This is a genomic window from Nocardioides sp. (genome assembly GCF_036374615.1).
In the GTDB taxonomy this organism is placed as follows: Bacteria; Actinomycetota; Actinomycetes; order Propionibacteriales; family Nocardioidaceae; genus Nocardioides.
The window spans coordinates 1-10,713 of the sequence record NZ_DASUTK010000024.1 but is presented as its reverse complement, the minus strand read 5'-3'; the positions used below and the strand labels follow the sequence as shown (position 1 = coordinate 10,713).

At 70.3% G+C, this 10,713-nt stretch carries 7 protein-coding genes; 4 read left to right on the top strand and 3 right to left on the bottom strand.

What is annotated here, in order from left to right; translation table 11 throughout:
- The coding region (locus VFZ39_RS01585) for a hypothetical protein (protein WP_330863967.1) at positions 1 to 357 on the top strand (357 nt) is incomplete at its 5' end.
- Here VFZ39_RS01585 and VFZ39_RS01580 read toward each other — a convergent pair.
- Entirely contained in the window at positions 302 to 1,432 is a 1,131-nt protein-coding gene (locus VFZ39_RS01580) for a hypothetical protein (protein WP_330863966.1), read from the bottom strand. The genes VFZ39_RS01585 and VFZ39_RS01580 overlap by 56 nt on opposite strands.
- A gap of 49 nt (positions 1,433 to 1,481) precedes the next feature.
- On the opposite strand from VFZ39_RS01580, the gene VFZ39_RS01575 reads away from it, so the two are divergent.
- The 3 genes from VFZ39_RS01575 to VFZ39_RS01565 all read left to right on the top strand — a co-directional run bounded on the left by VFZ39_RS01575 (position 1,482) and on the right by VFZ39_RS01565 (position 7,916).
- A complete protein-coding gene (locus tag VFZ39_RS01575) occupies positions 1,482 to 2,552 on the top strand; it encodes a P1 family peptidase (RefSeq protein ID WP_330863965.1) in 1,071 nt (356 codons plus the stop codon).
- A 141-nt stretch (positions 2,553 to 2,693) separates the two neighbouring features.
- On the top strand, positions 2,694 to 5,993 hold the full coding sequence (locus VFZ39_RS01570) for a lamin tail domain-containing protein (RefSeq protein ID WP_330863964.1): 3,300 nt from the start codon (positions 2,694 to 2,696) through the stop codon (positions 5,991 to 5,993).
- A gap of 12 nt (positions 5,994 to 6,005) precedes the next feature.
- Positions 6,006 to 7,916: a CocE/NonD family hydrolase gene (locus tag VFZ39_RS01565; protein WP_330863963.1), complete on the top strand. Its 1,911-nt coding sequence runs from the start codon at positions 6,006 to 6,008 to the stop codon at positions 7,914 to 7,916.
- Here VFZ39_RS01565 and VFZ39_RS01560 read toward each other — a convergent pair.
- A complete protein-coding gene (locus VFZ39_RS01560; protein ID WP_330863962.1) occupies positions 7,898 to 9,349 on the bottom strand; it encodes a DUF222 domain-containing protein in 1,452 nt (483 codons plus the stop codon). The two genes, VFZ39_RS01565 and VFZ39_RS01560, sit on opposite strands and share 19 nt — an antisense overlap.
- A gap of 352 nt (positions 9,350 to 9,701) precedes the next feature.
- On the bottom strand, positions 9,702 to 10,094 hold the full coding sequence (locus tag VFZ39_RS01555; protein ID WP_330863961.1) for a hypothetical protein: 393 nt from the start codon (positions 10,092 to 10,094) through the stop codon (positions 9,702 to 9,704).
- Positions 10,095 to 10,713: the final 619 nt, after the last annotated feature.

The window sequence follows — 10,713 nt, the reverse complement described above, 5'->3', positions numbered from 1 at the left end:
GGGCTCGCCGCCCTCTGGGCCACCGCGAAGAGACACCCGAAAACGTCCCAGGTCTACTTCGGTGGCGCGGGCGGCGAGAAGGCGATGCACGACCTGTTCCCCCAGGCGGCTACCTTCCACCGCTACAAGCCGAAGGACGCGATCCTGAAGGAAGCCGTCGCGAACGGCGTCGACCTGGCCGGGATCCCGCCCAAGCGGTTCAGCCGCAGGCTGGTCAGGAAGCTTCAGGCGAACGGGATCCGGGTGACCACGACTCAGCTCAACAGCAAGCGTGCCGTGCGCGCCGCCAACAGGGTCGGCATCAGGCTGGTGCAGACCGACCGCTCCCGGCGGACCGTGCGCCGCTGGTGCAGCTGATCCGACCCTGCTCGTGGCCGTCCAGGTGGGCGGCCACGAGGCCACCGAGGCTCGGCAGGTGGTAGCCGCCTTCCTGCACGAGCACCGTCGGCAGGTCGAGCGCGCCGAGAGCAACTCCCGCGCCGCGGTAGCCGGCCTCGGTGACCTCCAGGGGGCTCTCGGGGTCGGCCGCAGCAGCATCGACGCCCAGCGAGACCACCAGGGCGTCGCACCCGGCGTCGGCCACCCAGTCGCGAAGCGCTGACACCGCCTCGAGCCACGGCTCGTCGCCGGTGCCCGGTGGGAGCGGCAGGTTGCGGGTCGCGCCGCGACCGGCGCCCGAGCCGGTCTCGTCGGCGTACCCCACCACGTGCGGGAACCAGCCAGCGCCGGGATCGACGTGGAGCGAACCGTAGAGCACGTCACCGCGGTCCCAGAAGACGGCCTGGGTGCCGTTGCCGTGGTGCGCGTCGAGGTCGACGACGGCGAGCCGATCCCGACCGGCGTCGCGCAGCGCCTGCGCGGCGAGCGCGGCGTTGTTGAGGTAGCAGGAGCCGCCGTACCCCGCCGGCGTCGCGTGGTGCCCCGGCGGCCGTGACAACGCGTACGCCGCGGGGGTCCCTCCCGCCACCAGCTCTGCGGCCGTGAGGGCGCAGTCGGCCGCGGCGGCGACCGCCGACCAGGTGCCGGGTCCAACCGTGGTCATGGTGTCGTAGGCGAACCGACCCGCCAGCGCATGCACCGCCGGGGCGTCGCGGACCGGCAGACCGGCCGTCATGGCGGGCGTCGGGAAGAAGTACGGCACCACCCGGTCCTGGCCGACCAGCTCGACGTACCCCCCCGCCAGCCAGCGATCGTGAACCCCGGCGAGGAACTCCACCAGGTCCGGTTCGTGGACGCGGTGCAGGACCTCCCGGTCGTGCGGTGTCGCCTCGACCAGCGGGTGCGCGTCGACCGCCTCGAGGATCGCATCGACCCGGGCGGACACCTCGGTGCCGGGCGTCGGGACGCCGACCCAGACCTCGTGCTTGGGATCGTGACGGCGGGTATCGGGCGACCAGACGACGGGGATGCTGCTGACGGGACCGGTGCTCACCGTGACAGCATCCCACCGAGGAGGGCCCGGGTCCGGCAGGATGCGAGGCATGCCACGTGCGCGCGACCTGGGGGTGGTCATCGGCGCCCTGCCTCCTGGACCGACCAACTCGGTGCTGGACCTGCAGGGGGTCGGGCTCGGGCATGCCACCGTCCACCGCGACGAGCCGGCGCCGCCTGCGGGGCGCGGGACCGCGAGGACCGGCGTCACCACGCTGCTGCTCGCCGAGGACGCGTACGAGCGGCCGGTGCCGGCGGGCGGAGCGGTGCTCAACGGCGCCGGCGAGTGCACCGGGTTCATCACCGCCTCCGAGTGGGGCGCGGCGGAGACGCCGGTCTACCTGACGTCCACCATGCAGCTCGGGCGCGTGTACGACGCGGCGTGCGAGATCGCCCTGGAGCAGCACCCGACGGTGGCGGACGACGTGGTGATCCCGGTCGTGGGCGAGTGCGACGACTCCTTCCTCAACGACTGTCGCCGGATGCAGGTCACCGGAGACGACGTGCGCGCCGCTTGGCGCGCGGCCCTCGACTCCAGGGGCTCGACGTCCCCGCCGCCCGAGGGCGCGGTCGGCGCCGGCACCGGGATGTCGTGCTTCGACTTCAAGGGTGGGATCGGCACCTCGTCGCGGGTCGTCGCCGGGCACACCGTGGCGGTGCTGCTGCTGACGAACTTCGGTGCCCGCGAGGAGTGCATCGTGGGCGGCGTGCCGGTCGGGCGGCTGCTCGGTCCCACCCCCTCCGGACCGAGTGCGCCGGCGGGGTCCTGCATCGGTGTCGTCGTCACCGACGCCCCGGTCGACGGTGCCGGATGCGCACGGCTGGCGCGCCGGATCGGGCTGGGCCTGGCACGCGCCGGGTCAGTGGCGCACCACGGCAGCGGTGAGATCTTCCTCGGGTTCGGCACCGGGATGCGGCTCGACCGCGACGGGCGCCACGACCGGACCGACCTGTGCACGGGCCGCGCACTGGACCCGCTGTTCGGCGCGGTGGTCGAGGCGGCGGAGGAGGCCGTTCTCAACTCGATGTTCGGCTCCCCCACCACGGTCGGCCGCGCCGGCAACACCAGCGAGTCGATCCACGACCCCCGGGTCCTGGCGATGCTGGAGCGACGGGTCTAGTCCAATCGGCTGAATCGTCCGAAACGGCTGTGAAGCGGTCAGGGTCGGGCGTACATTCGCTGCACATCGAACGCCGGGGGGGCATTGATGATGTTGCGTCGTGATGTACTCGCCTGCGCGGCCTTGGCCGTGGCGGGCTCCGTGATCGTGGTGGTCCCGGCTCAGGCGGCCGCAGGGCCGGTCGTCATCTCCGAGCTCAACTACCACGCCTACACCGATCTCGCCACCGACGACTTCCTGGAGCTGACCAACGTCGGCGATCAGCCGGTCGACATCTCGGGCTACTCCTTCACTGCAGGCGTGGGCGGGATCCTGCCTACGGGTTCGGTGATTCCCGCGGGCGGTCGCGCCGTCGGCTCGCCCGATCCCGTGCGCTTCGAGGCCGTGTACGGCTTCGCGCCGGACTTCGTCTACACCGGCAACCTGAGCAACAGCGGGGAGCAGGTCACCCTGGCCGACCCGGCGCTCGCGACGGTCGACACGGTGACCTACGCCGACACCGGAGAGTGGCCGGCCGCGCCCGACGGCACGGGTCCCAGCCTGGAGCTGCGTGGGCTGCTGTCGGACAACACCGATCCGGCCAACTGGGGCGCCTCCACGACCACCGGCGGCACGCCACGAGCCGTGAACACCTTGGACGGCACCGCACCCCCGCCGCGCGTGAGGGACCTGCTCGTCTCCCCGTTGCGACCCGACCCCGGGCAGGCGGTCACCATCTCCGGCCAGATGCCGGTCGGGTCGACGGCGACGTTGACGTACAAGGTCATGTACGGCGCCGAGCAGACCGTTCCGTTCCTCGACGGGGCTTCCAGCCCGGGCGGTGCCGGTGACGGTGTCTACTCCGCGTCCTTGCCAGGCCAGGCTGCGGGTCAGCTGGTGCGCTACCGCATCAGTGCCCGCTCCGACGGCGTCGACTTCACCGCGCCCGCGGCGGGCGACACGATCGACTACGAGGGCTACGTGGTGCGCAACCCTGCCGTCGTGACGAACCTGCCCGTCATCGAGTGGTTCATGAGTGACGCGGTCTACGCCGACATGCTCGCCAACCACCGCTTCGACGACTTCCTGACGTCGGTGCCGATCGCCTACAACGGCCAGGTCTTCGACAACGCCATGTTCCGGATCAAGGGCCAGTCGACCCGGTCCGCCGCCAAGGTCAGCTGGGCGGTCGAGCTGCCCGCGGGGCACACCCTGGACTGGCCGAGCATCCCGTACCCGGTCAAGTCGTTCGACCTGCAGCGCGACCCCGAGCCGAACGCCCAGCTGTCGTGGGAGATCATCGAGGACGCCGGCGCCAAGTGGTTCAGCGTCGACCGGATCCGCACCCAGCGAAACGGCCAGTTCCACAGCGTGGGTGGCTTCCTGCAGGACGACGACAGCTTCTGGCGCAACCATTGGGGCGTCGACGACTGGGCCATCTACAAGGGCGACCAGGGTGCGCTTGCCAGGACTGCGTCTCCGGCCGCGCTCGAGGCGAAGCTCTGGCTCGACAAGAAGGAGCGAGAGGACGAGGACTACACGGACGTGTGGCAGCTCAGCCAGGTCGTCGACGCCGCCGCCTCCGCGAACCAGCAGCGATGGATCGCCAACAACGTCAACGTCCCCGAGCTCATCAACTACATGGCGATCAACTCACTGATCCGTCACACCGACTCGGGCCACCACAACTGGTTCATCAGCCGCGACACCGAAGGCACCGGCCGCTGGGAGATGTGGCACTGGGATCTGGACGTGTCGTTCTTCAACGTCTCGTCCGACAAGTTCGGCGCGTTCCTGGACCCGTCCGGGGTGAACCGGCTCAACCGGGCGATCATGGCCTACCCCGCGTGGCGACAGATGTACTACCGGCGGCTCAAGACGCTGATTGACACCTATTACCGCAACGGGGATCTCGAACGCAGGTACGACGAGATCACGACGCCCTACCGGACTCCGGACTGGGACCTCGAGAACGCGAAGTGGAGCCTGGGGTCGTGGCAGACGTTGCGCCGCAACTTCCACCGGGCCACCGGCGACCGGCGTGAGGTCTTCGCCGACAACACGGGACCGGGCCAGCTGATCCCGACGTCACAGACGGCCGCGCCGCGGATCGTGATCTCGGAGATCAACTACCAGCCGAGCAACCCCGACGCCGAGTACGTCGAGCTCTTCAACCCGACCGACCAGGCGGTGGACCTCTCGGGCTGGACGATCGACGGCATCGGACTGACCATCCAGGCCGGCACGGTCGTGCTGCCAGGTGATCGCCTGGTGTTCGTGGCGAACGACGTGGCCTTCCGCGCGGCGTACGCTCCCAGCACGGTGCTCGTGGGAGGTGAGTACCCCGACCGACTGGCCGACGAGGGAGAGACGCTCACACTCGCGCAAGGTGCCCGCGTGGTCGACTCGGTGACCTACTCTCCGACCTCCCCGTGGCCGGCAGCGGCCGCGGGCGGCGGCTCCAGCCTGGAGCTGCTCGACGCCGGCTTCGACAACGCCCAGTCGTCGTCGTGGGCCGCCTCGACCGGATCTGGTACGCCCGGACTGGCGAACACCCGGGTCGCGCCGCTCGACGGCACCGCCCCCACCGCTCCGACCACGACCACAGCGGCACAGGTCCGCAACGGTGTCGCGGTCGAGTGGACGGCGGCGAGCGACGACCGGGCCGTGCAGCGCTACCGGGTGCTGCGCGACGGTGCGGTGGTCGCCACGGTCGACGCCGAGCTGTTGCGCTACGTCGACGCCACGGTGCCGGCCGGCACTCCGCACGTCTACACCGTGCGGTCGGTCGACGGCGCAGGCAACCAGAGCGACCCGGGTCCGTCGGCGGCTGCTGTCGCCGGGAACCCGGTCCTGGCGTCGTTCGACGACTTCAGCCTCCCCGACGGGGCGGCGTGGTCGAACGCGTGGGCGAGCGAGGACCTCGCGCCCTCGAAGGTCGACGTGTTCGGAGGACAGGGCCGACTCACCGTCGGACCGGGCTCGGGCACGTTCGCGCGCGCCAAGCTCGTGGAGCCGGCTAAGCAGGCCGACGGCACGATGTTGGCGAGCTACAGCTGGGGACCGGGCACGGCGGTCGCGAAGCTGAGCTTCTGGCTGCGTGCCTCCGGCGGATGGAAGACAGCCTCGGCTCCGGTGAACGGGTACGCGGTGAACCTCGCCTCGAACTCGACAGGCGCTACTCTCACCCGCATGGCAGGAGGCACCAGCGGCTCGCTCGGCTCGGCGGCCAACGCCCAGGTGACGACGGCCGGGGTGAAGCAGTGGGTCCGCTTCCAGGTCGTCGGATCCACGGTGCGCGCGCGGTTCTGGCGGGACGGACAGAGCGAGCCCACGACGTGGAACGCCTCGTTCACCAACACGGCCGTGACCGGCGCCGGACGGGTGTACCTCGCCGGGTACGGGTCGCCCAAGACGCTCCGCACGGTCAACGTCGACAACGTGGCCCTGTCGGCCAACTGATCAGCAGGAACTGTGAGTGGAAGGACAGTAGAGGCGCGGATCCCGGTCGAGGACGGTCTGTGGCTGGCTGCGAGCCTCTACCTGCCCGACCCTGCCGACGGGCCGCAGCCGTGCCTGCTGGAGGCGCTTCCCTACCGGAAGGACGACCTCACCTCGTCGTACACCGCCGGCTACGTCGGGCTGCGCGACCGGCACGGGTACGCCGTGTGCCGGGTCGACCTGCGGGGCACCGGCTCGTCGCCTGGGGACGCCACGGACGAGTACCCGGAGGCGGAGCAGCGCGACCTCGCCGCGGTGATCGCCTGGCTGGCTGCGCAGGACTGGTGCGACGGTCAGGTCGGGATGTTCGGCACGTCGTACTCGGGTTTCAACTCGCTGCAGATGGCGTGCGAGCGGCCTCCCGGACTGGCCGCGATCTGCGCCATCTATGCGACCGACGACCGGTGGACCGACGACGTGCACTGGCGCGGCGGTGCGCTGCGGCTCGTCGACCTCGTCGACTACTGCCACTACATGACTCCGATGTGCGTGCTCCCGCCCGTGCCCGCCGTCTGGGGCGAGGGGTGGCACGAGGAGTGGCTGCGACGGCTCTCGACCAATGAACCGTGGCTGCACACCTGGCTGCGTGAGAGCCGGCACGGGCCGTACTGGGACCACGGGTCGGTGCGGCTGGGTGGGACGGCGTCGGGCTACTCGCGGATCACGGTGCCGACGCTGATCGTCGCCGGCTGGGCCGACGGCTACCGCAACAACTCGTTCCGTACGGTCGCCGCGCTGAAGGAGCATGGGGTGCCGCACCGGCTGCTCGCCGGGCCGTGGGCCCACGCCGACGCGACCACGGCGATGCCAGGGCCGCGGATAGACTTCGAGGCCGAGGTTGCGGGCTGGTTCGACACCCATCTGCGTGGGCGAGGTGTGCACACGGACCGGTGCGACGTCTTCGTCCGACGCAGCACCCGCCCGGCTCCGGCCCTGGACCTGCACGACGGCTACTGGCTGTCACTGCCGAGCGTGCCCCCGACGACCGCGACTCCCCTGCCGTTGCCCGGGCCCAGCTCCTTGGCGGTCGACCCGTCGGTCGGGACCACAGCTTGGATCGACTGCGCCGGCCACCTCCCCTGGGGGCTCTCCCTCGACCAGCGGGCCGACGACGTCCGGTCGTTGACCTGGGACCACTCCCCGCCGTCCGCCCCGATCGTCGGCTACCCGGTCGCCCGGCTGCAGGTCTCCGTCTCGGCCCCGGCAGCGTCGTTGTCGGTGAAGCTCTGCGACGTGTTCGCCGACGGAACCTCCGCGCTGGTCAGCCGTGGCACCCTCGACCTGGCGTTCCGCTCGAGCGTCCATGGTGAGCCCGAGCCCCTCACTCCGGGCGAGGTCTACGACATCGAGGTGGTGCTGGACGCCTGCGCCTATGAGTGGGCTCCGGGCCAGCAGCTCCGGGTGAGCATCGCGGGCGCCGATTGGCCGAACACGGTCGCACCACCCGCCCCGCTCACTCTCACGATCCACTCGGGGGCGCTCGAGCTCCCGGTGCTCACCGGCTCCTACCCCACCCCGACTTTCGGGCCCGGCGCAGAGCACTCCACTGAGTCGTCCGAGGGCGTGACGTGGACGGTGACCGACGACGTGCTGGCTGGGCTGACTCGTGCCCGGACGGGGTCGGAGTCGACGTACGACACCCCCTATGACGGCAGCGCGACCGAGGACTATCGCGGCGAGGTCTGGGTGAACCGCGAGACGTTCGAGCAGGGCGCCGACGCGACCACGCGCTACGAGCTCTCGTGGCCCGGCACCGAGATCGAGGTGGTCTCGACCCTGACGGTCCGGTTCGAGGATGGCGCGGTGCACGCCACGTCCCACACCGTTGCTCGCGAGCACGGCGTGGTGGTGAGCGACCGGACCCATCAACAGGTGAGCACGTAGTCGATCCGGATCGGGGTCTCGCGGATGGTGGCGATGGCGGGTGGTCGGGTTCGGTAGCGGTGGCCGGTGGGGGTGGTGGTCTCGACCTGATGTTCACCGGCGTCACCGGGAGAGGGTCTGGCGTGCCAGTCAGGTGCTTGCTTGGCGTAGTTGCACGCCTCGCACAACCCCTGCCCGTTGACGCCGCTGGTCTCCCCGTGCTCGTCGGCGGGTTGGGCGTGGTCGGTGTGGCGGATCGGAGCGTCACACCAAGGCGTGCGGCAGGTCTGGTCGCGCAGCCGGATGAACCGGGCGAGGCTGTTGCGGAACAGTCGGGCGCGAGTGTCCATGGTGACCAACTCACCGGTGGTGGGGTGGGTGTAGAGGCGGCGTAGCCAGGTCTTCTCGCCGCGGCTGCAGGCACCCGCGATCAGTTCGCGAGCCAGCTCGGCGGGGATAGGCCCGTAGCCGTCGAGATGGGCCGGTCCCTCCGCCGCGTCACCGTCACCGAAGAGGGCCTGGTCGGACATCACCAGGCCGAGCGTGATCCCTGGACCGTCGGCGGTGCCGCCCGCTCTGCCCGTCGAAGCATCGGGCTCCGCGGGACCAGTGGGATCGGCGGGATCGGGAGCGGTCGTGCCGCTGCTGTCGGCCTGCGTGGTGCCGAGGACGGCGGCGACCAGGGTGTCGGCCATCAGCTGGCCCTTGGTGCGGGGGTCGCCGGCGGCGCGGCCGCTGGCCGCGGCCTTGGTGAGCGCGGCCAGTACGCCGACGCCGTCCTTGACCGGCAGCAGCGCACTGAGCCGGGTCATGCACTCCGGTGCCGGCCGCAGCGAGACGTGCCGGTCGGCCTCGGCGCGACGACGCCGTTTGACCACCGCGCCCGGATCGAGCCGGGCGGCCGAGGCCTGGCAGGCGCTGACCACCTGCTGCAGACCCATCGCCTCCAGCTTTCCCGGATCGCCGGCCACTACCTGATCGACTGCGGCGCGATGCTCCACCGAAAGGCAGGCGGTCTCCCGGGCGATCAAGGTGGCGGTCCACTCCGTGATCCGCCCACTCCGCCACGCGGCCCACGTATGTGGCAGCTCGCGGGTGACGATCTTGGCCAGGCCGAGGTGGCGGCGAGCACGGTGGTGGGACTCCCGTCGTGCCAGCCCGATCTGCTTGGCCACCCCGCGTCCCCGCTGCGCGCCAGGGACGCCCTTCGCTGCCTGTCGGAGGCGTTGGGAGGAATCGAGGTCCGTGGCGAGCTGGGCTTGGGCGGCGGTCGCGGTGCACACCAGCTCCTCCAACGCCCGGATCGCCTCGATTCGCCCAGCATCGTCCAAGCCCGCGAGCGCGCCCGTACCCGGGTCAGCGCCGGGCTCAGTGCCGGGGCCCAAGGCACCCGCCAGCACCCGCTGCCACCCCGACACCGTGCCGGCGGCTGACACTCCGTCACTTTCGAACATGCGTTCGATTCTAGTCGGCGCCACCGACAGCGGGAAGGTTCGACCGCGGCCTGTGGAAAGCACCCATGCTTCGGCGCTGCCCTGCCCCACCACGGCGGCGGTAGCCGGTGGCGAAGCTGACGGTCTGTGAGCTCATCGGAGGGAACGGCGTGGGCATGACTGCTTCCTGGACACAAGTCGAACCGGCCGGCGAGCTCGAGCATCCCCGAAGGCCGGCCGCCCGGATCAGGCGAACTCCCTAGCGGTGCGGCGTACCCGGTCAGCTAGGCCACTTACCGGGTGGAGTCGCCGTTCGGATGGGAACTGCACGCACATGCCGATGAGCGGTCGCGCCTCGCCAGCCGCCGAGTGGTCAGGGGGTGCAGTCCCCGTGCATCACGGACTGGTACAGGTAGTGGCCGTCGAAGATGGCCGGCGTCTCGATGGCGAAGTTGTAGGAGTGCACCGAATTCCCATTGAGGGTCCCCACCATCTCAGCCGTGCGGAAGTCCTGGTGAGGGTGGTTGTTGGTGGTGAAGCACGAGTCGTTGTAGTGGACCGGAAGACCTGAATCGTTGGGTCCGTCGTTTCCAAAGTGCTGTCGCTCGCCCGTGGCCAGCCAGGTGCCCTGGAAGTCGTAGACGGTGCCGTCGTCCATGGGAATCGAAACATCGAGCGAGGCGCTGCCGAGGCGAGCGATGTCGACGTCAGCCGCGTCCTCGGGCAAGCCCTCCACGAGGCCCTCCCGGAGAGTGACTGCCTCCACGGGGTCTGCATGAACCCCATCAAATGTCACTCGGGTCGTCGACATGTAGACGAACCTCGGGGACGAATGCCGAGGCACCGGGCCGCCGCCTATCACGCTTGCATGGTTGGCGAAGAACACATAGGTGTCGACACATTCCCCAGCCGGCGGGATCGGGACGTCGGGACAACCCCAGGCGGCAGACGCCCCGCCGAGAACGTGTATGCGCTGCACGAAGACGTGGTCGCTGTCGGCGCGTGACGCGGGAGCGAGAAGCAAACATCCCAGGCCGAGCAGAACGGCCCCCCATAAACGGGCTCTTCTCATCGGCCACCCACCTACGTGTTGAGCCCAAAAGATGCTGTCCATAAGTTGCCACCGGAGACGCCAGAACGCGAGAACTGGGCTATACCACGTGCCCGTCGCTGCCGAAAGAGCGTGCGCTGAAGCCGTCCGCTCATGCCGCTGTCGGGTCGGAGCATCCGACCATGCCGCTGATCGGTCATGCCTATGAGTGGATGCCATATCGGCTAGACGCTTCCGCCCAGCGGGGGCGGGCGCGTCTAGTGTGCGGAAGCATGGAAGGCATTGTGCTTCGTGTCCGACTCATCAGCGGTGACAGCATGGATGTCACGTACGA

Excerpts from the sequence above, each read along its gene's own strand:
- VFZ39_RS01575 (WP_330863965.1), top strand. The coding sequence starts at position 1,482 with ATGCCACGTGCGCGCGACCTGGGGGTGGTCATCGGCGCCCTGCCTCCT.
- VFZ39_RS01560 (WP_330863962.1), bottom strand. The coding sequence starts at position 9,349 with ATGTTCGAAAGTGACGGAGTGTCAGCCGCCGGCACGGTGTCGGGGTGG.